General features: G+C 65.0%; 22 protein-coding genes. 9 read left to right on the top strand and 13 right to left on the bottom strand.

Annotation, left to right across the window (positions count from 1 at the left end):
* The first annotated feature begins 144 nt into the window (after nucleotides 1-144).
* The 3 genes from XH96_RS36020 (at nucleotide 145) to XH96_RS36010 (ending at nucleotide 3087) form a co-directional block, all read left to right on the top strand.
* Nucleotides 145-948, top strand: a complete 804-nt coding sequence (locus XH96_RS36020) for an MBL fold metallo-hydrolase (protein ID WP_194390033.1) — start codon at nucleotides 145-147, stop codon at nucleotides 946-948.
* Between the two features lie 160 nt (nucleotides 949-1108).
* Nucleotides 1109-2125 carry an alpha/beta fold hydrolase gene (locus XH96_RS36015; RefSeq protein WP_194390032.1) on the top strand — a complete coding sequence of 339 codons (1017 nt, stop codon included), beginning with the start codon at nucleotides 1109-1111 and terminating at the stop codon, nucleotides 2123-2125.
* A gap of 14 nt (nucleotides 2126-2139) precedes the next feature.
* Nucleotides 2140-3087 carry a fatty acid desaturase gene (locus tag XH96_RS36010; protein ID WP_194390031.1) on the top strand — a complete coding sequence of 316 codons (948 nt, stop codon included), beginning with the start codon at nucleotides 2140-2142 and terminating at the stop codon, nucleotides 3085-3087.
* A gap of 56 nt (nucleotides 3088-3143) precedes the next feature.
* Here the strand turns inward: XH96_RS36010 and XH96_RS36005 are convergent, their stop codons facing one another.
* Both XH96_RS36005 and XH96_RS36000 read right to left on the bottom strand, forming a co-directional pair.
* On the bottom strand, nucleotides 3144-3392 hold the full coding sequence (locus XH96_RS36005) for a hypothetical protein (RefSeq protein WP_028179940.1): 249 nt from the start codon (nucleotides 3390-3392) through the stop codon (nucleotides 3144-3146).
* 98 nt (nucleotides 3393-3490) lie between these two features.
* Nucleotides 3491-4510, bottom strand: coding sequence for a YafY family protein (locus XH96_RS36000; protein WP_194390030.1), 1020 nt, complete (start codon nucleotides 4508-4510; stop codon nucleotides 3491-3493).
* A gap of 85 nt (nucleotides 4511-4595) precedes the next feature.
* Between XH96_RS36000 and XH96_RS35995 the strand changes: the two genes are divergently transcribed.
* Nucleotides 4596-5240: a glutathione S-transferase family protein gene (locus XH96_RS35995; protein ID WP_194390029.1), complete on the top strand. Its 645-nt coding sequence runs from the start codon at nucleotides 4596-4598 to the stop codon at nucleotides 5238-5240.
* A gap of 30 nt (nucleotides 5241-5270) precedes the next feature.
* On the opposite strand, the gene XH96_RS35990 is transcribed toward XH96_RS35995, so the two are convergent.
* Both XH96_RS35990 and XH96_RS35985 read right to left on the bottom strand, forming a co-directional pair.
* Nucleotides 5271-6056 (bottom strand): enoyl-CoA hydratase/isomerase family protein, encoded by a 786-nt coding sequence (locus XH96_RS35990; RefSeq protein ID WP_194390028.1) that lies wholly within the window; start codon nucleotides 6054-6056, stop codon nucleotides 5271-5273.
* Between the two features lie 192 nt (nucleotides 6057-6248).
* Nucleotides 6249-7694, bottom strand: coding sequence for a TAXI family TRAP transporter solute-binding subunit (locus tag XH96_RS35985; protein WP_194390027.1), 1446 nt, complete (start codon nucleotides 7692-7694; stop codon nucleotides 6249-6251).
* Between the two features lie 389 nt (nucleotides 7695-8083).
* Between XH96_RS35985 and XH96_RS35980 the strand changes: the two genes are divergently transcribed.
* Together XH96_RS35980 and XH96_RS35975 are read left to right on the top strand one after the other, a co-directional pair.
* Nucleotides 8084-8431, top strand: a complete 348-nt coding sequence (locus XH96_RS35980; protein ID WP_194394388.1) for a DUF3307 domain-containing protein — start codon at nucleotides 8084-8086, stop codon at nucleotides 8429-8431.
* Between the two features lie 272 nt (nucleotides 8432-8703).
* Nucleotides 8704-9102, top strand: a complete 399-nt coding sequence (locus XH96_RS35975) for a hypothetical protein (protein ID WP_194390026.1) — start codon at nucleotides 8704-8706, stop codon at nucleotides 9100-9102.
* On the opposite strand, the gene XH96_RS35970 is transcribed toward XH96_RS35975, so the two are convergent.
* Complete coding sequence (locus XH96_RS35970; protein ID WP_194390025.1) at nucleotides 9099-9413, bottom strand: YkgJ family cysteine cluster protein; 315 nt, start codon at nucleotides 9411-9413, stop codon at nucleotides 9099-9101. The two genes, XH96_RS35975 and XH96_RS35970, sit on opposite strands and share 4 nt — an antisense overlap.
* 5 nt (nucleotides 9414-9418) lie before the next feature.
* A complete protein-coding gene (locus XH96_RS35965) occupies nucleotides 9419-10117 on the bottom strand; it encodes a YafY family protein (RefSeq protein ID WP_194390024.1) in 699 nt (232 codons plus the stop codon).
* A gap of 128 nt (nucleotides 10118-10245) precedes the next feature.
* Here XH96_RS35965 and XH96_RS35960 point away from each other — a divergent pair, with 128 nt between their 5' ends.
* The 3 genes from XH96_RS35960 (at nucleotide 10246) to XH96_RS35950 (ending at nucleotide 12516) form a co-directional block, all read left to right on the top strand.
* Entirely contained in the window at nucleotides 10246-10521 is a 276-nt protein-coding gene (locus XH96_RS35960) for a hypothetical protein (protein ID WP_194390023.1), read from the top strand.
* Between the two features lie 38 nt (nucleotides 10522-10559).
* Entirely contained in the window at nucleotides 10560-11288 is a 729-nt protein-coding gene (locus XH96_RS35955) for a glutathione S-transferase family protein (protein ID WP_194390022.1), read from the top strand.
* Between the two features lie 214 nt (nucleotides 11289-11502).
* Nucleotides 11503-12516, top strand: a complete 1014-nt coding sequence (locus tag XH96_RS35950; protein WP_194389004.1) for an IS5 family transposase — start codon at nucleotides 11503-11505, stop codon at nucleotides 12514-12516.
* Nucleotides 12517-12746: 230 nt separating this feature from the next.
* Here the strand turns inward: XH96_RS35950 and XH96_RS35945 are convergent, their stop codons facing one another.
* From XH96_RS35945 to XH96_RS35915, 7 genes are all read right to left on the bottom strand, one after another.
* Complete coding sequence (locus XH96_RS35945; protein WP_194390021.1) at nucleotides 12747-13898, bottom strand: ABC transporter substrate-binding protein; 1152 nt, start codon at nucleotides 13896-13898, stop codon at nucleotides 12747-12749.
* 91 nt (nucleotides 13899-13989) lie between these two features.
* Nucleotides 13990-14409 carry a thioesterase family protein gene (locus tag XH96_RS35940; protein WP_061029942.1) on the bottom strand — a complete coding sequence of 140 codons (420 nt, stop codon included), beginning with the start codon at nucleotides 14407-14409 and terminating at the stop codon, nucleotides 13990-13992.
* Nucleotides 14410-14419: 10 nt separating this feature from the next.
* On the bottom strand, nucleotides 14420-15181 hold the full coding sequence (locus XH96_RS35935) for an SDR family NAD(P)-dependent oxidoreductase (protein ID WP_028180698.1): 762 nt from the start codon (nucleotides 15179-15181) through the stop codon (nucleotides 14420-14422).
* 25 nt (nucleotides 15182-15206) lie between these two features.
* Entirely contained in the window at nucleotides 15207-17090 is a 1884-nt protein-coding gene (locus tag XH96_RS35930; RefSeq protein WP_194390020.1) for a feruloyl-CoA synthase, read from the bottom strand.
* On the bottom strand, nucleotides 17087-17896 hold the full coding sequence (locus XH96_RS35925) for a crotonase/enoyl-CoA hydratase family protein (protein WP_194390019.1): 810 nt from the start codon (nucleotides 17894-17896) through the stop codon (nucleotides 17087-17089). Before XH96_RS35925 ends, XH96_RS35930 begins: the two co-directional genes overlap by 4 nt.
* A 261-nt stretch (nucleotides 17897-18157) precedes the next feature.
* Nucleotides 18158-18619 carry a DUF3237 domain-containing protein gene (locus XH96_RS35920; RefSeq protein WP_194390018.1) on the bottom strand — a complete coding sequence of 154 codons (462 nt, stop codon included), beginning with the start codon at nucleotides 18617-18619 and terminating at the stop codon, nucleotides 18158-18160.
* Between the two features lie 211 nt (nucleotides 18620-18830).
* Nucleotides 18831-20150 carry a TRAP transporter large permease gene (locus tag XH96_RS35915; RefSeq protein WP_194390017.1) on the bottom strand — a complete coding sequence of 440 codons (1320 nt, stop codon included), beginning with the start codon at nucleotides 20148-20150 and terminating at the stop codon, nucleotides 18831-18833.
* Nucleotide 20151 lies beyond the last annotated feature (1 nt).

Here is a 20151-nt window from a genome sequence, read left to right as displayed (position 1 = left end):
GTGATCCCCTTGGCCAATCGTTCTGGCGTGGACCTGAACGTAACGGGTGCTCACCGCGTTGGTTCCAGTCGCTGCTGCCGGCCATCGATCTTGCCGGGAGCTTGTCCGCAGTGTCATCCTGGATCTTCCCACGGAGCCCGAGTCATGCCCCTCTGGACCTGCGAAACCTGCGGCGCTCAATTTCCCTCACGCGGAGCGCCGCCCGGCTCCTGCCCGATTTGCGAGGACGAGCGGCAGTTCGTGAACTGGAAAGGACAGACCTTTCTCGCGCGCGAGGAGCTCGCGCGGAGGCATCGACTGGTGGGACGCGACGATCTTGGCCTCACCGGGATCGGGATGGAGCCGAGCTTTGCCATCGGGCAGCGCGCACTGCTGGTGCCTCAAGACGACGGCTGCGTGATGTGGGATTGCATTCCGCTTGCGACCGACGAGGCCATCCAATATGTCGCGGCACTTGGCGGGCTGAAGGCCATCGCGATCTCGCATCCGCACTATTACGGCGCGGTCGCCGACTGGAGCGACACGTTCGGCGGCGTGCCGGTCTATCTGCACGCCGACGACCGCGCCTTCGTCACACGTCCTCATCCCGCCATCGTGCACTGGACCGGCGAGAGCCATCGCATCTCCGATGACGTGCTGCTGCTGCGCACCGGCGGCCACTTCGCCGGCGCCACCATGCTGCACTATGGGCGTGGTGCGGACGGCAAGGGCGCATTGCTCACCGGGGACATCGCGCAGGTGACGATGGACCGCCGCTTCGTCAGCTTCATGTATTCCTATCCGAATTACATGCCGCTGGGGGCCGCCGCGGTGCGGCGGATCGCGGCCGCCGTCGAGCCGCTCGCCTTCGACCGGATCTACGGAGCCTGGTGGGGCCGCAACATCGCCAGCGGCGCCAAGGCCGCGTTCGCGGCGTCGGTCGCGCGCTATCTGTCGGCCATCGCCTGAGCCGGACCTGCGATCGGATTTATCTTGCCGGCCCCTAATAACTGTACTATAAGTACATTTATTGTTCCTGCCGCAAAACCACGCAGCTGCGGGTCCGGCATGATCGATGCATCGCGGAAGCCGTGGGGTTTTGCGGCCTCCGTGAGCGGGAGCTGAATGCATGACGACGCAGCGCGACTACGAGATTTTTGAGGCCGGCGACGTCCTGCTCCGGTCCGGGACCGTCCTTCCCGCCATGAAGCTCGCCTACAAGACCTACGGCACGCTGAGTCCCGCCCGGGACAACGTCATCCTCTATCCGACCTCGTTCGGTGCGCAGCACACCGATACGGAATGGCTGATCGGGCCCGACGGCGTACTCGATCCCACGCGTTATTTCATCATCATCCCGAACCTGTTCGGCAACGGCCTCTCGTCCTCGCCGTCGAATACGCCCGCGCCCTTCCCCGCGGTGACCTATCACGACGCCATCGCGGTCCAGCACCGGCTGCTCACCGAACGCTTCGGCATCTCCAAGCTTGCGCTGGTCTATGGCTGGTCGATGGGCGGTATGCAGGCCTATCACTGGGCGGCGCTGCACCCCGACATGGTCGAGCGTGCGGCGGTCGTCTGCGGCAGCGCCCGCTGCGCGCCCTACAATTACGTCTTCCTGGAAAGCGTGAAGGCCGCGCTCACTGCCGATCCAGCCTTCCGCGACGGCCGCTTCGCCGAAAGACCCGTCGCCGGCTATCGCGCCATGGGGCGCGTCTATGCCGGCTGGGCGATGTCGCACGGCTTCTATCGCGACGAACTGTGGCGCGAGGCCGGCTTCACATCGCTGGAGGATTATCTCGTCCGCGCCTGGGACGCGACGTTTGCGCGGCGCGACGCCAACGACCTCCTGGCGCAGATCGGGATCTGGCAGAATGGCGACGTCAGCCGCTGCCCGACATTCGCGGGTGATTTCGACCGGGCGCTGGCGGCGATCAAGGCGCACATGTTGCTGATGCCGGGCGCGACCGATCGCTACTTCGACGTTCGCGACAACGAGGACGAACTCGTTCGGCTCGTCAGCGCGAAATCGGCCGTGCTGCATCCGATCCCATCGCTGCATGGTCATCGCGCCGGCAACCCCGTCAACAATCCGCGCGACCAGGCCTTCATCAAGGCCGAGATCGCCGCGCTTCTCAGCAAGTAAGGCAGGCACCGATCATGAGCGACGCGACCGTTTCAGAACCCGGGCATCGCCTGAAGCCGCTGACGCCGGCCATGCTGCGCGAATTGTCGGTTCGCTCCAATATCAGGGGTGCGGCGCAGAGCCTTGGCCATTACGGCGTGATCCTGCTGGTGGGCGCGTTGATCTGGAAGGTATCGTCGACATGGGGCGTGCTCTGGGCGCTGCCGCTGGTGGTGGTGCAGGGCTATGTCGTCGCCTTCCTGTTCATGGCGGTGCACGAGACCGCGCACAAGACCGCGTTCAGGAGCCGCGGCCTCAATCTCGCTGTGGGCTATCTCTCGGCCTTCATCATCGGACTGCCTTACGAATATTACTGCCTGTTTCACTGGGACCATCACCGTTACACGCAGGATCCCGAAAGGGATCCCGAGCTGATCGTCGGGGTGAAGCCGGCATCCGACACGCAGCTCGCGCTGGCCTATAGCGGCCTGCTCCAGGTCGCCGGCCGGCTGCGGCTGATGCTCGTCCATGCGCTCACCGGTAAGGTCACCGTGCCCTGGATTCCCGAGAACAAGCGCGCCGTCATCGTGACGGAGGCGCGGATCCATGTGGCCCTCTATGCGCTGCTGCTCGCGCTCTCACTCTGGTTTTCGTCGGCGCTGCTGCTCTGGGTCTGGATCGTGCCGCTGGTCATCGGGCAGTTCTTCCTGCGGCCCTACCTCTACGCCGAGCATACCGGCTGCGACCACACCCGCAGCGCCTTCCACAACACCCGCACCACCTACACCGGCGCGGTCGTCAAATGGTTCGCGTGGAACATGCCCTACCATGTCGAGCACCACGCCTATCCCTCGATCCCCTTTCACGCGTTGCCGAAGCTGAACGAGATCGTCGACGGCGAGATCGTGCATCGCGGTCGCGGCTACATCAGGACGACGCGGGAGACCTGGGCCTGGTTTCGGCGGCAGCGGCAGGCCGGCTAGTCAGACGCAAAGGCCCCGATCGCTTGGCGATCGGGGCTTTGCTGCGAGGCAAGATATCAGTAGATCCCGTAGGCGCAGACATTCACGACGCGCACGCGCAGGCCATGACGGGTGCGGACGAGGCGCTCCTGGTAGCAGTTGCTGACGCCCGTGTTGAGGTAGATACCGCCAACGCCCCAGCCGGGACCCCAGTGGTGATGACCGTGATGGTGATGGAAGCCGCCCGCCGAGGCCGCGGTGGGCGCGAGGGCGGCAACACCGAGCGAGCCGGCAGCGATCAGACCGAGAGCAAGCTTACGAAACATCTTCATTCTCCATTTGGCGCAGGGGCCATTGTTGTGTCCCTGCATCTCGGTCGGGATGAGATGCGATCGCGTTCACACGGGATGCGGAGAATCGTGTTTCAGGATTGTTTCGTGGGCTGCGACAAAGTGTGCTGCCGTCGGGCTTTTCGCACCGCGCGATAGCGCGCAGCCATCGCCTGCGTCATCTCCGCCATCTTGTCGCGGAGATCGGCGGGCTCCAGCACTTCGGCCTCGGGGCCGAGCCGCAGCAATTCGGCCGCGGCATGCCACGACGTCTTGCCGACCGGGATTCGCGCGATGCGCCAGCCATCGGCATCCATGGTCTCTTCAAGCTGCGTGCGTGCCTTGACATAGGGTTGGCTCAGCGCGTCGAGCAGTTTGACGCCGAACGACGACAGCCGCACGATCGCGACATTGGGATGCATCTCGGCTTCCAGGCGCAGCGTCGCGGCCTGCCAATAGGCGCCGAGATCGAAGCTGGCGGGCCTGTCGAAGCGGTCGTCGAGCGCCGTGCAGTCGAGCACGCGCGCGACGCGATAGGTGCGCACGCTGCCGTCGACCTGGCCGGCGAGATACCAGCTGCCGCCCTTCAGCACGAGGCCGAGCGGCGCAACGCGGCGTTGCTTCTCCGCGCGCCAGCTCTGGTAGCGGATCTTGATCAGCGTCCCGCGCAGCACGGCGGCGGCGATGGCGCGCAGGTGCTTTGGGGCTTCCGCCTCGCCGAACCAGCCCGGTGCGTCCAGATGAAAACGCTCCTGCATCCGGCCCGCGTCTTCGCGCAGCGTCTCGGGTAGGGCAGCCATCAGCTTGTTCTGCGCGGCGATCATCGCGGCGTCGAGCCCGAGCGCCGCCGCAGGGCCGGGCAATCCCGCCAGGAACAGCGCGCCCGCCTCGCTCTGCGACAGGCCGTTCAGCCGCACGCGATAGCCGTCGAGCAGGCGATAGCCGCCTTCGGCGCCGCGGTCGGAGTAAACGGGAACGCCGGACGCCGCGAGCGCGTCGATGTCGCGATAGATCGTACGCACCGAGACTTCGCAGGCCTCCGCGAGCGCGGGCGCAGTGACCCGTCCCCTGGCCTGAAGGGTGGTGAGGATCGACAGCATCCGGCTCGCGCGCATGATCCCTTAAACCATACCTGACAGAAGATGTCAGGTATGGTCCGCTACAAGCAGCCCCGCGCCAGCCGGCCAGAGGGAGACTGCCATGACCGATCCGAACCGCATCACGCTGTATTATTCGCCGCAGACGCGCGCCACCGGCACGCGGGTGCTGCTGGAGGAGCTGGGCGCTCCTTACGATCTCCACGTTCTCAACATGAAGGCCGGCGAGCAGCGCATGCCCGCCTATCTCGCCATCAACCCGCTCGGCAAGGTACCGGCGATCCGCCAGGGCGAGGCGCTGGTGACGGAGCAGGTCGCCATCACGATCTATCTCGCCGACCTGTTTCCGCAAGCCGGCCTCACGCCCGCCCTGAACGATCCGCTGCGCGGTCCCTATCTGCGCTGGATTGCATATTACGGATCGTCGTTCGAGCCGGCCCTGATCGACAAGTTCATGCAGCGGGAGCCGGCGCCGATCACGCAATCGCCCTATGCCGATTACGACACCATGCTGGGCGCGCTCGAGGCACAGCTGTCGAAGGGCCCGTATCTGCTCGGCGAGCGCATGACGGCCGCCGACGTGTTGTGGGGCGTCGCCTTCAGCTGGACCATGATGTTCGGCATCGTGCCGAAGAAGGACGTGTTCGTCCGTTATGCCGAACGCATGACGGCGCGGCCGGCGTTCCAGCGTATCACGGCAGCCGACGCCGAGATGGCGGCGCAACATGCGGCTGCGGCTGGAGTGTGAGGCGCGCGCTCGTGCACACCAACCGATCCCTCAGAACCGCGGTGCCCGCTTCTCCGCAAACGCCTTGATGCCTTCCCTGATCTCGTCACCGCGCATGCTGTCGCGGTGGCGTTGGTCGGCGGCGGCTTCATCGAGCTTGCCGCGGGCGAACTCGTTGATGGCGCGCTTCATGCCGCGCATCGCCTGCGGGGCGTTGCCGGCGAGGACACCAGCGAGCTTGTCGATTTCCTCGTCGAGGGATTCCACCGGCACCATCGCGGTGAGATAGCCGATGCGCAGCATCTCCGGCGCGCCGATCTTCTGTGCGGTCAGGAACAGTTTCTTCGCATTGTCCACGCCGAGACGCGTCACGTAGCGTTTGATACCGCTCGGGTAATAATGCAGCCCAAGCCGCGCCGCCGGCATGAACATTTCCGCGGTATCGACGCCGATCCGGAAATCGCAGGCGAGCGCGAGGTCGGTCGCGCCGCCATAGACGCCGCCGTTGAGCCGGCAGATGGTCGGTACGCCCAAATCCTCCAGCCGGTTGACGACCACCTCGAAAGCCGAGCCCGCGCTCTGCTGCTCGCTCGCGCTGACCGCGCGCTCCGCCACCGAGTTGAGATCGTAGCCCGCGGAGAAGGCACGCCCGGTGCCGGTCAAGACCAGCACGCGAATATCGGGATCGGCCTCGACCCGGTCGAACAGTCTCGTCAGCTCGCCGAGATCCTCCGCCTGGAGCCGGTTGAGATGTTTCGGTCGATTGAGGCGGATGGTGGCGCGTGCGCCGGTGATCTCGATCAGGGGGCCGGTGGCTGCCTCGGCGGTGTCCGACATTCTTGTCTCCATTGTCGGCGCCAAAGTGCCCGCCCGGGCGGAGACCGTCAACGACGGTGCGGGCTGTTTCATCCAGACGGCTGGCTAACGGATAGGGGCGGGAAGTCTTGGTGTCGTGCCCCGGACGCGGCACAGCACGTCGTGATGCGCCGCAGAGCCGGGACACGAGAGCGGCTTGCCCAACCCGGTGGATCAGGCGCTCTGGGCGGTCTTCACCGCCACGACATTGCTGTCGTCCGGCTGGGCCGGGCCAACGTCGCGCACCGTCTTGTCGGCTTCGCCGGCATGACGTTTCAGATAGTCGCGGCGCATGCCGATCTCGTCGCGGACGAATTCGTAGCCGAGCTTGAAGGTGTCGAGCCCGTCGGTACTGATCGTGCCGTCTCTGAGGCCGACAACAGCGCCGCGCAAGATGGCCTCCAGCTCGTCCTGGAGACATTCGAGCTGGTCCAGCGAGTGGGCATGCTCGATCCGCTCGCCGATGTCGAGGATGGCGGTGGAGAGCTCGCTGGCCTTCTCCGGCGCGATCCTTGTGATCTTGGCGTAGATCGCCGCGAAGATCGAACCGATGATGCTGAGCGCGGCAAGGCCCACATACATCAGGTCGCTGTACTTATCGATGAACGTCTTGGTGTCGTCGTTGATGTAATCGGCGGCGCCCCGGTGCGCGATCACGAACGCATCCTTCTCGACGGACGCGGGTTCTATCCTGGTGGCGAAGCCGTTGTCGAGGCCGAGCGCGGACTTGTTCTCGTAGATGATACGCGCGAGCTCGCCTGCCGTCGTCGGGGACATTCTCGATTGTGCGACCAGGAGCCATTCGAGCCCGATCGTGTCGAGATCATCGTCGGGAATTTGCGGCGATGTCGACAACGTGCCTGCCGTCAGTGTCTCGCTGGAGATGCCCGGGAATTTGCGGGCCAGCATCTTCGCTTCGTCGATCGCGTTCAGCGTGAAGCCGCCGCGTCTGGCGACTTGCTCATAGGATTTGTCCCTGACGGCCCTGGAGGCGTGGACAACGGCGACCACCGCGCCAAAGCCGTTCGGCGGGGCAAACAGCCTGTCGAGCGTTGCGCCCTGCGGCGCCATCTGGACCCTCGCAGCCTCGGGGCCGTCCGGGACCTCGAGGATGCTGCGGACGAAGGCGAGCGAGGCTTCGTTCTCGGCGACGACCGCGACTTTCTTCTTCCCGAGCTCGGAGAGGGACTTGATCTTCCTGTTGCCGGGCCCGAGCAGCAGCACGAGATCATGCTCGAGGATCGCGAGCGTGCGCGCGCGCAGCGGCACTTTGGAGTCGCTGCGCAGGACGGCGAGGTCAGCCTGCTTGCGGTCGAATTGGGCGAGCGCCCTGGCGTTGTCCGCGTTGTTGACGATCTCGATCCGGACGCGGGAGGCGTTGTCCTCCAGCACAGTGGCGAGCTTGGCCGCGAACAGTGCCTCGTCACTGTTGGGAGCGCCGACGGCGAAGGTCAGCGTCTCCGAATTGTGCAGCAAGGCGCGACCGCCCCAGACGGTGGCGAGCGACAACAGCAGGGTCAGCACGACGTAGAGGAAAACCTGCTGCTGGTTTGTCTTGATCACCTTGGGGCGCCGGGGCGGCGGTTCGGTCGGCGATGAGGTGGGGCCTTCAGTACTCATGGCAGCACCTGGCCTTAATCTCGGATGGCGGTCGGCTCGCGGCGGGCGCCCTGCAGTTCGTAAATGTCTGAAAAAAGAAAGATATTCTCTGTCGCCGATGATAGCGCGACGGTAACAGAACGCAAATTTCGAGCCGGAGGTAACCGGACGCGACACGTCCGCGGCGATCGGGCATCCTATCACCAGTTAGCCACACTTGGCGATTTTCCGGTTCCCCCGGCTGCATTCCGCCGCGGGAAATGTCATAAATCGCGCGTCCCGGCGATTTGACCGGTCCAAGAAGAAGTTGCGCTGAACGCTCCAATTCTTCTCGTCACGTCAATGAGGGCGTCAGCTTGTCGTTTCCACCCATGTCATCGGCGATTCCGGTTGAAGCGCTCATTGGCTGGATGTTGCTGCTCACCTTCAAGCACATCATCGCCGATTTTGTTCTCCAGACCGCCTGGATGGCGCACGGCAAGGACCAGAAGCATGGCTGGGCCCTGCCGCTTCTGGTGCACTGCCTGATCCACCTTGCCGTTGCGCTGCCGCTGATCCTGGTCGTGGCGCCGAGATTCTGGTTCGTGGCGCTGATCGACTTCGCGATCCACATCACGATCGACCGCGCCAAGGGGTTCGTCTCCGCCAATTTCGGCGTCGACCTTGCGCACCCCTGGTTCTGGACCCTGATCGGCGTCGACCAGGCGCTGCATCACCTGACCGGCTTCGGCCTCTCCATCTTCATGGCGGCGAACTGAGAGGCGCGGCCTCGATGCGGGGGCAATCCCTGGTCGATATAGAAGATCGTCATGCCCGGGCTTGTCCCGGGCATCCACGTTCTCAGTGCCGCTCAGCCTTCCGTGGAAGGCCGGGACAAGCCCGGCCATGACGCTGTTGCTGCAGTTTCGTCCATACCGCCGCCTCTGATTCGCGGCCGGGGCGCAATCACCCCGGGTGACTACCGCCCCGTGTGGTTAACCTTTCGTTAGAGAATTGCGCTGCATCTTCCTGACACGAGGGGAGAACTGCAATGTTTTCAAGCCGCGACACCTTTGAAAGCGATTTCTGCCCGGTCCGCGACGAGCTCCTTGGCGAAATGTATCGCGCCAGCGAGAGTGGGCTGCCGAGGCTGGTTGAGAGTGTTGCCCCTGACGCGCGCGCCAGGCTGGCGCTGTTCTGCTATCGCCGCAGCCATTTGCATTCGCTGGCGGTCGCGATCGCAGCAAGCTGCAGCGAGCGCGACCTGGTCGAGAACGGTGGCCGCGTCGGCTCGACGCTCTATGCGCTGTCGCGGGAACGCTCGACCAAATCCTCGCCGTCGCTGTCGGGCGGGCGCAAGCCGATCACGCTGTCGACCAAGCCGCTCTCGGTGCTCGCACCGCTCGATGACGAGCTCGACGACGAAATCGGCGAAGCGGTGCCCGCCTAAGCGGCCTCTATCATCGGCAAGCCGAACTTCCGCCGCGCCATCGCGCATTCGGCGTCGCCCGGCATGCAGGTGCGGCACACCTCCGGCCGCACGTCGTAGATGCCGCAGGCCGTCATCTGTCCGATCTCTCCCTGCAGGGCCGAGCAGCGATCACCCTCGCAGCGCATGCCGGACTGGCGCGCATTGACCAGCCCTTCGGGAATCGCGGCAAGTTCCTCGTCGCTCTCGATCGAGAAGCGCGGCCAGTTTTGCGAATAGCCGCAGCAGGCGCCGCAACCCTGGCAACAGCTCGACAGGTCGATCTCTTCCATCGTCCTCACGTGTCCTTTGGCGGACCCCAGACCAGGCTCTGCCGCCATCTTGCGCGCAGCACGTCGCGCCGTTCCGGATATTTCTCGTCGAGATAGGTCGCCTCGACCACGCGGTCGGTGCGGAAGCTGCGGAAGTCGCCGCGCAGCTCGCACCAGGCCGCCAGCAGCCGGACTGCTTCGAGATAGCCGACCGAAATCGGCCAGATCACGCGCTCGCTGGGACGACCCTGCTCGTCGCGATAGCGTAGCACGATCTTCCTGCCTTCGTGGATCTGGGTTCGGGTGCGCGCCATGTCCAGGCGGTCCGGTTCCCTGTTCCAGCTCGGCCGCGCCCGGCTCGCCGGCTCCAGCACGAAAGGCCGCAGGCGCTCAGGCACAGTGTCGGCGATCTTGGCCATCAAGTCTTCAGCCGCACGCGCCAGCGTGGAATCGGCGTGGCCCGCGACCCATTGCGCGCCCAGCACCGCCGCCTCGATCTCGTCGGGTGTCAGCATGAGCGGCGGGAGGTCAAAGCCTTTCTCCAGAATGTAACCCATGCCGGCTTCGCCGCGGATCGGCACGCGCTGGCCGATCAGCGTCGCGATGTCGCGATAGATCGTGCGCTTCGAGGTCTCGAGCTCGGCCGCGATCGCGTCCGCCGTCAGCGGCTTCCGCGTACGCCTCAGCACCTGGATGATTTGAAACAGCCGGTCGGCGCGTCTCATGACAGGTCCCTTGTCGCTGCTTTTTTCCCGGTGGTCTTTTTCAGAAGGCGGCGGGCGGCTGCTGACAGGATGTTGGCAGCAGGGGAGTTCTATACCGGGACAACACATCGACTGAAGAGGATTTGTCCATGATCATTCCAACCCATTTCGGCCCGGCCGGCCCGTTGTGGCGGAGCCAGCCTTTCCAGGTCCAGGCGTGGCAGGCCTGGGCATTCCGCCGCCTCGTTTCGCTTGATGTCACGGTCGTCGACCTCCGCTTTGCGCTCGCGACTGCCGTGACGCGTTCGCTGATCCATGCCGCGGATGCGCTGGTCCGCCACGTGATGGGCCGCGCCTGGCGAGGGGCGCGCTTCGCAGAAGATATCACGGCTGCTGCCACCATGGTGGCAGCAGCCGGCCGCTAGGTTCCGTCAATTCATTCGACAGGTTCAGGAGAGCCCGCATGATCACGCTTTACGGCTTTGGCGCCGGCTTCGGCCTGCCGGAAATCAGCCCCTTCGTCACCAAGACCGAGGTGCAGCTCAAGATGGCGGGGCTGCCTTACCGGAAGGAGCGGGCGATGCCGCCCGCGTCCCCCAAGGGGCAGCTACCTTTCATCGACGACGGCGGCGAGGCGGTGGCCGATTCCACCTTCATCCGCGCCCATATCGAGCGCCGCTACGGCTTCGATTTCGATGCCGGGCTCTCCTTGGCCGAGCGTGCGCAGGCCTGGGCCTTCGAGCGCATGATCGAGCATCACGTCTACTGGGCGCTGGTCGGCGCACGCTGGGTCGATCCGGTCAATTTCGCCAAGGGGCCGGCGCATTTCTTCGACGGCGCGCCGGAGCACAATCGCGAGAAGCTGCGCGAGGATGCGCAATTCCGCGTCGCCGAGAATTATCTGCTCTCCGGCCTCGGCCGCCATGCGCCGGACGACGACGTCGATCTCGCGGTGCGCTCGCTGTTCGCGCTGTCGGTGCAGCTGGGCGACAAGGCGTACCTGATGGGCAGCAAGCCCTGCGGCGTCGATGCCACTGCGTTCGGCATGCTCGCCGGCGTTCTCTCGCCGTTCTTCGAATCGGCTTTGCGCGAGCGCGCCGAGGGATTTCCAAACCTCACCGCCTATGTCGATCGCATGATGGACAGTTATTATCCGGAGTTCGCCTGGACCCCGCTGCGGCAGGCGGCGTAGCCGCGGTGCATCGGCAGATTCGGTGTTACCTCTCCCGCTTGCGGGAGAGGTCGGCGCTAAGCGCCGGGTGAGGGTTTTCTCCTCTGGGGGATTGTCTCTGCACGCCTCGGACAGTCCCAACGCGGAGGCACCCTCTCCCCAACCCTCTCCCGCAAGCGAGAGCTTTGCATATTCGCGAATCTGCGATTCCCTAGACCGCTGAGGGAGGACGGGAATGGCCTATCGACAGGTTGGACAACCGAGCTTTGCGGACGCGCTGGTGTCGCGACGGGGAAAAGGCAATCCGGTGCTGAGACGGATTGGGGACTTGGTCGATTGGGCAGCGGTAGGGGGCGTGCTAGGCGGTCTGCCGGAACCGGAGCGTGGGGCGCCGGCCTATCCGCGGCTGGTGATGTTCAAGGCGCTGTTGCTGCAGCAATGGTACGGGCTGTCCGATCCGGAGCTTGAAGAGGCGCTTGATGACCGCGCCTCATTCCGCGATTTCTGCGGCTTTGTGCTCGGCGATGAGACACCCGATCACGCCACGATCTGGCGCTTCCGCGACAGTTTGCAGCGGGCCGGCCTGGACGAGAGGCTGTTCGGTGAGATCCTGCGCCAGATCGATGCGCATGGGCTGGTGGTGCGGCGGGGTACACTAATCGACGCGAGCCTGATCCCGGCGGCGGTGAAGCCGCCGAAGCCACCAGAGGAGCCGCAGCCCCCCGGCCCGGACGGTCGGGCGCCGAGCAAACTGGTCAACAGCAAGCGCGATCCGGATGCGCGATGGACCAAGAAGGGCGGCAAACGATACTTCGGCTACAAGGCCCATGTTGGCATCGACCAGGGCTCGGCAATCATCCGCCGCAGCAAGCTGACCGATGCTGCGGTCAACGATACGGTGCCCGCCGACGAGTTGGTCTGTGGTGATGAGAAGGCGGTCTATGCCGACCAGGCCTATGACAAGCACGAGCGCCGTAGCGGCCTGCGCGCGCGAGGCATCAAGCCGCGGCTGATGTTCCGGCCCAACAAGCATCATCCGCTGACCGCGCGGCAGAAGCGCTTCAACGGTGCCGTGGGAAAGCGCCGCGCACCGGTCGAGCAGGTCTTCGCGCGCCTCAAGGGCAGCTACCGCTGGGCGCGCGCCCGCTATCTGGGCTGGGCGCGCAACCAGACGCATCTGCGCCTGATCTGCCTGGCAATGAATCTCAAACGATGGGTGGCGTTGTCTCCTGCGGGAGTTGCCGCATGACCGCCCAACCCAATCAGTCGACCACGAAAGCGCAAACCTTCGATGCCGCCGACGTCCAACGCTACGCAAAAAACGCCCAACAGCGGCAATCACTCCCCCGCGTCCAATTAAGCAAAGCTCTCGCAAGCGGGAGAGGGGGCGCAGCAACGCTCGTAGCCGCAACTCGACCCACACATGAAAAGAGCCGGCCCGATGGGCCGGCTCTCGTCGTCTCGGATCTTTCGCCGCGCCTACTTCACCAGCGAGTACTTGCCGTCCTTCACCGTGAGCAGGATGCGCGAGCGCTCGTCGAGGCCGTAGCGGTCCTTTTCGGTGAAGTTGTAGACGCCCTGGCTCGCCGCGAGCTCTTTCTCCGTCAGCAGCGCCTGGCGAATGGCTTCGCGGAATTCCGGCGTGCCGGGTTTTGCGGTTTTCAGCGCCGTCGGGATCACGCGCTTGAGGATTTCGAACGCGTCGTAGGAATGGCCGGCGAACTGGCTGCGGCTGTTCGGACCATATTTGGCTTCATAGGCCGAGTTCAGCGCGAGGCCCGGCTTCTTGGTCAGCGCGCTATCCGGCTGGTCCTCGGGGTCCATCACAGGGCCCGAGGCCATCAGCACGCCTTCCGCCGCTTTGCCGGCGATGCGGATGAAGTCCATGCTGGCAGCGCCGTGGGTCTGGTAGATCAGGCCCTTGTAGCCGCGTTCGCGCAGCTCGGTCTGCGGCAGCGCGGCCGCGGTGCCGGACGCGCCGACCAGGATCGCGTCCGGATTGGCGGCGACCAGCTTCAGCACCTGTCCGGTCACCGATGTGTCCGGACGGGCAAAGCGCTCCTCGTCGACGATGGTCATGCCCATCGGCACGGCCTGGGCCTTGAGGTCGTTGAACCAGAGGTCGCCGTAGGAATCGGAATAGCCGATATAGCCGAGCGTCTTCACGCCCTTGGACTTCATGTGATCGTACAGCACCTTGCCCACGATCGGGATCGGCTGCGGCATCGCGACCGACCACTTCATGCGCTCGGGCGTGATCGGGAACGGCGCGAGGCCGAAATGCGGGATGCCGGCCTCGTTGGCGACGTTGGAGACCGCGATGGTCGGCGGCGTCAGGGCCGAGCCCATGATGATGTCGGCCTTGGACTCGGTCACGAAGCGGCGGGCGTTGGTGGTCGCGGTGGTGGGATCGCCGCCGTCGTCGAGCACGATCACCTTCAGCGGCACGCCGCCGATCTCCTTCGGCACGAACTCCAGCGCGTTGCGCTCGGGAATGCCGAGGGCTGCGCCCGGGCCGGTCGTGGTGGTGGTGATGCCGATGGTGATTTCGCTGGTCTGGGCCAGCGCAGGCAATGCCGGCAGCGCCAGCGCGGCCGCAGTGATGGCAGCGGTCAAATAAGAACGTTTCATCTATTCCTCCCTTGACGTGTTTCTTTGAAAGCAGAAATCGGGGGGTAATTCAGCCCCCTCTTTTGGCGATGCGGCGATTTAGCTCCGGGCTCTAGCTCCCCGTGAATTTGGCTACCATTTCCGCCGGAAACGGTGCCGATTTCAGCTTGTCGGGGTTAACGGGGTCGCGGCCGACAAGGACGCGGGTCTCGAACCCCTCGATCGCCAGCGCCTCGCCCTTGTAGACGTTGTGCTTCACCTCGAAGCTCGAGCGCTTGATGCTCTCGATCTTTGTTTCGATGGTGATCCAGTCGCCATAGGTCGAGGGGATGTAGAACTTGGCCCGCGTATCGACCATGGGAATACCCACCAGGCCGTATTTCCGGACCAGGTCCTGCTTGGAGAAGCCGGCGACCTCGAACAGGGTCGAGGTCGAATCGTCGAACATCGCGAAATAGCGCGGGTAATAGACGATGTTGGCGGGGTCGCAATCGCCCCACTGGATCTGGACCTCGCGCCGGTTCACGAACATGGGCAGCGCCTTATTTCGGCGCCATGCGCAGCGAGCCGTCGAGGCGCACCACTTCGCCGTTCAGGTAGGCGTTCTCGACCATGTGCAGCGCGAGCGCGGCGAACTCGTCGGCATTGCCGAGCCGGCGCGGGAAGGGGATCGCTGCGGCGAGCGAGTCCTGGGCTTCCTGCGGCAGGTTGGCCAGCAGCGGCGTGAGGAACAGGCCGGGCGCGATCGTCAGCACGCGGACGCCGAACTGCGCGAGCTCGCGAGCGATCGGCAGCGTCATGCCGACGATGCCGCCCTTGGACGCCGAATAGGCCGACTGGCCGATCTGGCCGTCATAGGCGGCGACCGAAGCGGTGTTGATGATGACGCCGCGCTCGCCGGTCGCCTGCGGCTCGAGCTTGGACATCTCGGTCGCGGCAAGGCGCAGCATGTTGAAGGTGCCGATCAAATTGACCTTGATCACCTTGTCGAAATCGGCGAGCGCCATCGGGCCGTCGCGGCCGACCACGCGCTTGGCAACGCCGATGCCGGCGCAATTGACCAGCACGCGGGCCGGGCCGTGGGCCTTCGTCGCCTGCGCGATCGCGGCTTCAGCGGAGGCGGCATCGGAGACGTCGCAGGTCACGGCGACGCCCTTGATCTCGGCGGCGACGGTTTCCGCGAGCTTGGCATTGAGATCGAACACCGCGACCTTGGCGCCCTGCGCTGCCAGTTTTCGCGCAGTGGCAGCGCCAAGCCCCGATGCGCCGCCGGTCACGATGGCTGCCTGATCCTTCAACAACATGGCGTTCTCCTTTGGCGATGATTTCTCAAGCGACCGATATCACACGGTTCGACGGATTGGCAGCGTAGAGCTCCTCGATCAGCTCGCCGCGATGCTCCAGCACCGCGCGCTGATTGATCGAGCCCTTGTCGGTGACCTCGCCCTTGTCGATCGACAGCGGCGTGTCCATCAGGATTGCGCGCGTGATCCGTGTCGAGGAGCCCGTAGCCTGGCTTAGGAAACGGGTCAGGCGCTCGCGAAACGCCTCGCGCACCAGGCGGTCGCGCGTGGCGACGACGAGATCGTCGGTCGGCAGCGTCGGGTTGATCAGCCGGCAGCCGTCGAGATCGAGCACGACCAGCGCGGAAATCTCGTCGCGGTTGATGCCGGCGATGACGACGTCGCGCACCAGCGGCGCGCAGGCCGCAACGAAGCGCGCCCGCAGCGGGCCGACGCTGACCCAGGTACCGCTGGCGAGCTTGAAATCCTCGCCGATGCGCCCGTCGAAGTCGAAGCCGGCGTTGAGATCATCAGGATCGGCCGGCTTGAGCGCATCGCCGAGCTTGTAGAAGCCTTCCTCGTCGAACGATTTCGCCGTGATGTCGGGCTGGCGCCAGTAGCCGGGCATCACGTTCGGCCCCTTGCAGCGGACCTCCAGCTTGCCGTTGTTCGGCACAAGCTTGGCGTCGTTGCCCGAGACCGGCAGGCCGACATGGCCGGAGCGGCTGGTGCGCGGATTGACCGACATGAAGAACGGCGCAGTCTCGGTCGCGCCGAGGCCCGTCAACATCGGCACGCGGTAACCCTTTTCCTTCACCGCGAGCTCGTCGAGGCTGTCCCAGACGAAGGGCGACAGCGCTGCGCCCGAGAAGAACATCGCGTGCAGCCGGTCGAAGAACTTTGCGCGCAGGCCCTGATCGTCGCGCAAATACGGCAGCAGCGACTCGTAGCCCTTGGGCACGTTGAAATACACTGTCGGCGAAATCTCCTGGAGATTGCGCACGGTCTCCTCGATGCCGCCGGGCATCGGCTTGCCGGCGTCCAGATACATCGAGCCGCCGTTGTAGAGCGTCAGTCCGATATTGTGGTTGCCGCCGAAGGTGTGGTTCCAGGGCAGCCAGTCGATGATAACCGGCGGCTCGTCCTTCAGGAAGGCGAGCGTCTCGCGCAGCATCACCTGGTTGGCGCAGATCATGCGCTGGGTGTTGATGACGGCCTTGGGGTTTCCGGTCGAGCCCGAGGTCAGCAGGAATTTTGCGATCGTGTCGGGTCCGATCCTGCCGTGGACGTCGTCGAGATCGCTGCGGAGCGGCGTTGCCATGAGGTCGGCGAGCAGGGTGACGTCGCGGCCCGGCACGTGGCCATAGGACGCGGCGATCTCGGTGCCGAGCGAGACATTGGCGGCGAGCGCATCGGCGAACTTGTCGGCATCCTCGGCGAAGACGAGGCCGGGCGTCAGCAACTTCATCAGATAGGACAGCTTGCCGTAATCCTTCGACACCAGCGAATAGGCCGGCGACACCGGGCAGAATGGAACGCCCGCATAGAACGCGCCGAAGGCGAGCAGGGCATGGTCGATCGAATTGCCGGAGAGGATGACGACCGGGCGCTCTGCGGACAATCCGCGCGCAATCAGGCTTGATGCGATGTGCCGGCTCGCGGTGAGCAGCTCGGCGTAGGTGATCTTGCGCCAGGAGCGGCCGCCTTCGCGCTCGGCCATGAAGACGCGGTCCGGCGTCGTCGTCGCCCAGTGATGCAGGCGGTCGGTGATGCGGACGGGATAGTCGCCGAGCGGCTGCTTCGGCCTGAGGTAGATCGTGCCGTCGTCGCGGCGCTCGACGTTGACGGCGGGATCGCCGAACGAGATCGGCCGCAGCGGGAAAGTGCTCGCGCCGCGCTCCGTGCTGGAAGAGGACGGCTGTGCGCTCATGACTTCGGCTTTACCTTCGCGGTCTTGTGTTCGAGGAACTCGCGGATCCGGCGCTTGGCCTCCTTGTCGCTCTGCGCGACGGTGGCCATCAGCGATTCCATCAACAGACCCGTCTGCGGATTGGCCTCCGCGATCATCGGCAGCGCCTGGAGCACGGCGAAGTTGGTCAGCGGCGCGTTGGAGGCGATCTTGGTCGCAAGCTCCAGCGCCTTGCCGAGCCCGTTGCCGGCCTCCGTCAGATATTGCGCGAAGCCGTAGGATGCGCCCTCGGTCGCGCTATAGACGCGCCCGGTCAGCATCATGTCCATCATCCGGGCGACGCCGATCAGGCGCGGCAGCCGCACCGAGCCGCCGCCGCCGACGAAGATGCCGCGTTGTCCCTCCGGCAGCGCGAAATAGGTCGAGGGCTCGGCGACGCGGATATGCGCGGCGCAGGCAAGCTCGAGCCCGCCGCCGATCACGGCGCCCCGGAGCGCCGCGATGACGGGCACGCGGCTGTACTGGATGCGGTCGAACACCCGGTGCCACATCTGTGAATGGAGCAGGCCGCCGGTCGCGTCGTGCTCGGTCAGTTCGGAGAGGTCGAGACCTGAGGAAAAGTGGTCGCCAATGCCGTGGATCACCACCGCCCCGATGTCCTCGGGCAGGGAAGCAAAACACTCGCCGATTTCCAGGATGATGCCGTCATTGAGCGCATTGCGCTTGGCCGGCCGGTTCAGACCCACGGTCAGAACCCGGTCCGCCCGCTCGATCTTCAACAGCCCGGAGCTGCCCGCGTTGGCGGTGTCGGCGTTTCCCTGTGTCATTTGCGTCCTTATCAGAATAGTTATGTTGTATAACGAATTTTTTGGGAGTCAAGGAGGGCGGGATGATATCACCCCCGGGCAGGGATTGGATTGCCGGGGCCTGACCCGGCGGTCAGAGGCTTCGGGGAGCATTTGACATGTTGCTGTTGCCGAACCCTCCGTCATTGCGAGCGCAGCGGCGCAGCGAAGCAATCCAGAATCTTTCCCTGGAGGGACTCTGGATTGCTTCGCTGCGCTCGCAATGACGAGGTGGCAGCTTTCTCACATCACCTGGTGCACGTCGATCACCACGCGGTCCGCATGGCGCGCGGCCGAGCCGACGAAGATGTGCTCCATCAGCCAGCGATACTTGTCATGCCCGGTCTCGAATTTCGGCACGGTGCGGAAATAGATCAGCTTGGGATCGACCGGCTCGCCGCGCTTGAGCTTCTGCAGGAGCTCGACCGGCCCGAAGCGCATGCCTTTGTTCTCGACATAGATAACTGCGCCGTCGTCGGTCGAGAACGCGTATTTCGCTTCGAGATCGATCAGCTCGTTGGGGCGGATGGTCTGGAAGTCGGCGCCGAAGGGGAGCACCTTTCCGGTGACCGCGCCATTCACCTCGCCGCCGATGATCGGGATGATGCGGCGAACGCCGATGCCGGTCTCGCCGGCGGTGACGACCTCGCCGATCCGCGCGGTGATGGTGAAGACGTATTTGGTTTCGAGGGTAGGGGTGGTCATCGCTTATCTCCAATCTATCGCGCCAGTCTCTTCCCTTCTCCCCTTGTGGGAGAAGGTGGCGCGAAGCGCCGGATGAGGGGTCTCTCTCCCCGAGCGAGCGTGTGGAGAGAGACCCCTCACCCGTCTCGCCGCTTACGCGGCGAGCCACCCTCTCCCACAGGGGGAGAGGGGAAGACAGCTCGCCGTATGGCACGAAATCATATCCGTCTCCTCAATGCGCCATCATGCGCGTCGGCAGCCATGTCGCCAGCAGCGGGAAGGCGATCAGGATCACGAGGCGCACGAGGTCGGTCGCCACGAACGGGATCACGCCCTTGAAGATGGTGGAGAACGACACGTCCTTCACCACGCTTTTTATGACGAAGACGTTCATGCCGACAGGCGGGTGGATCAATCCGAGCTCGACCGTCATGACGATGATGATGCCGAACCAGATCGGGTCGAAGCCGAGATGCATGATCACGGGGAAGATGATCGGGACGGTGAGGATGATCATCGCCATGGCGTCCATCAGGCAGCCGAGCACGAGATACATCACCATGATCAGCGCCAGCACGCCGTAGGGCCCGAGGCCGAGGCCGGTGAGGAATTCCGTGACTTTCTGCGGCGTCTGCGTCACCGTGAGGAAATAGCCGAAGATCAGCGCGCCGATCAGCACGGTGAACACGGCGGCCGCGGTGCGCGTGGCCTGGAGCAGCGAGGCCAGCACCTTCTCGCGGTCGAGGCGGCCGGTCAGCACGCCGATGATGAAGGCGCCGGTGGCGCCGACGCCGCCGGCCTCGGTCGGCGTGAAGCGCGGCAGGAAGGGCAGGCCGTAGAGGCCGCCGATCACGAAGATGAACAGCAGCACCGGCGCCCAGATGTCCTTCAATCCGGCGAAGCGTTCGCGCCACGGTGTCACCTTGCCCTTGGGCAGGAAGTCGGGGCGGAAATAGCCGATCAGGAAGATCGTGATCATGTACATGGTCATCGCGAGCAGGCCCGGGATGATGCCGGCGATGAAGAGTTTTCCGATGTCCTGCTCGGTGATGATGCCGTAGACCGCGAGCACGGTGGAGGGCGGCAGCATCGCGCCCAGCGTGCCGCCGGCCGCGATCACGCCGGTGGCAAAGGATTGCGGATAGCCGAACCGGCGCATCTCAGGATAGGCGACGGCGGAGAAGGTCGCGGCCGTCGCGACCGAGGAGCCGCAGATCGCGGCAAAGCCGCCGCAGGCGCCGACGGTCGCGATGCCGAGGCCGCCGCGCAAATGGCCGACAAAGCCGTTGGCGGCGCGGAACAGCTCGCGGCTCATGCCGGAATTGCTGACGAAGGAGCCCATCAGCAGGAACATCGGAATGACGCCGAACGTGTAGTCGGTCACCGTGCGCATCGAGGTCTGCCCGACCAGCTTCAGCGCCGGCGTGGCGCCGACGAGATAGGAAAAGCCGGAGACGCCGACGAGGCCCATGGCCATGCCGACGGGAACGCGCAGCAGCATCAGGGCAAAGAGGGAAACAAAGCCGATAACGGCGACGGCATCGGTGCTCATG

This window comes from Bradyrhizobium sp. CCBAU 51765 (assembly GCF_015291725.1).
Lineage (GTDB): Bacteria > Pseudomonadota > Alphaproteobacteria > Rhizobiales > Xanthobacteraceae > Bradyrhizobium > Bradyrhizobium liaoningense.
Note: the sequence above shows the minus strand (reverse complement) of the source record. Positions and strands in the feature narration are given on the sequence as shown.

Excerpts from the sequence above, each read along its gene's own strand:
- XH96_RS36020 (WP_194390033.1), top strand. The coding sequence starts at position 145 with ATGCCCCTCTGGACCTGCGAAACCTGCGGCGCTCAATTTCCCTCACGC.
- XH96_RS36015 (WP_194390032.1), top strand. The coding sequence starts at position 1,109 with ATGACGACGCAGCGCGACTACGAGATTTTTGAGGCCGGCGACGTCCTG.
- XH96_RS36010 (WP_194390031.1), top strand. The coding sequence starts at position 2,140 with ATGAGCGACGCGACCGTTTCAGAACCCGGGCATCGCCTGAAGCCGCTG.
- XH96_RS36005 (WP_028179940.1), bottom strand. The coding sequence starts at position 3,392 with ATGTTTCGTAAGCTTGCTCTCGGTCTGATCGCTGCCGGCTCGCTCGGT.
- XH96_RS36000 (WP_194390030.1), bottom strand. The coding sequence starts at position 4,510 with ATGCGCGCGAGCCGGATGCTGTCGATCCTCACCACCCTTCAGGCCAGG.
- XH96_RS35995 (WP_194390029.1), top strand. The coding sequence starts at position 4,596 with ATGACCGATCCGAACCGCATCACGCTGTATTATTCGCCGCAGACGCGC.
- XH96_RS35990 (WP_194390028.1), bottom strand. The coding sequence starts at position 6,056 with ATGTCGGACACCGCCGAGGCAGCCACCGGCCCCCTGATCGAGATCACC.
- XH96_RS35985 (WP_194390027.1), bottom strand. The coding sequence starts at position 7,694 with ATGAGTACTGAAGGCCCCACCTCATCGCCGACCGAACCGCCGCCCCGG.
- XH96_RS35980 (WP_194394388.1), top strand. The coding sequence starts at position 8,084 with ATGTTGCTGCTCACCTTCAAGCACATCATCGCCGATTTTGTTCTCCAG.
- XH96_RS35975 (WP_194390026.1), top strand. The coding sequence starts at position 8,704 with ATGTTTTCAAGCCGCGACACCTTTGAAAGCGATTTCTGCCCGGTCCGC.
- XH96_RS35970 (WP_194390025.1), bottom strand. The coding sequence starts at position 9,413 with ATGGAAGAGATCGACCTGTCGAGCTGTTGCCAGGGTTGCGGCGCCTGC.
- XH96_RS35965 (WP_194390024.1), bottom strand. The coding sequence starts at position 10,117 with ATGAGACGCGCCGACCGGCTGTTTCAAATCATCCAGGTGCTGAGGCGT.
- XH96_RS35960 (WP_194390023.1), top strand. The coding sequence starts at position 10,246 with ATGATCATTCCAACCCATTTCGGCCCGGCCGGCCCGTTGTGGCGGAGC.
- XH96_RS35955 (WP_194390022.1), top strand. The coding sequence starts at position 10,560 with ATGATCACGCTTTACGGCTTTGGCGCCGGCTTCGGCCTGCCGGAAATC.
- XH96_RS35950 (WP_194389004.1), top strand. The coding sequence starts at position 11,503 with ATGGCCTATCGACAGGTTGGACAACCGAGCTTTGCGGACGCGCTGGTG.
- XH96_RS35945 (WP_194390021.1), bottom strand. The coding sequence starts at position 13,898 with ATGAAACGTTCTTATTTGACCGCTGCCATCACTGCGGCCGCGCTGGCG.
- XH96_RS35940 (WP_061029942.1), bottom strand. The coding sequence starts at position 14,409 with ATGTTCGTGAACCGGCGCGAGGTCCAGATCCAGTGGGGCGATTGCGAC.
- XH96_RS35935 (WP_028180698.1), bottom strand. The coding sequence starts at position 15,181 with ATGTTGTTGAAGGATCAGGCAGCCATCGTGACCGGCGGCGCATCGGGG.
- XH96_RS35930 (WP_194390020.1), bottom strand. The coding sequence starts at position 17,090 with ATGAGCGCACAGCCGTCCTCTTCCAGCACGGAGCGCGGCGCGAGCACT.
- XH96_RS35925 (WP_194390019.1), bottom strand. The coding sequence starts at position 17,896 with ATGACACAGGGAAACGCCGACACCGCCAACGCGGGCAGCTCCGGGCTG.
- XH96_RS35920 (WP_194390018.1), bottom strand. The coding sequence starts at position 18,619 with ATGACCACCCCTACCCTCGAAACCAAATACGTCTTCACCATCACCGCG.
- XH96_RS35915 (WP_194390017.1), bottom strand. The coding sequence starts at position 20,150 with ATGAGCACCGATGCCGTCGCCGTTATCGGCTTTGTTTCCCTCTTTGCC.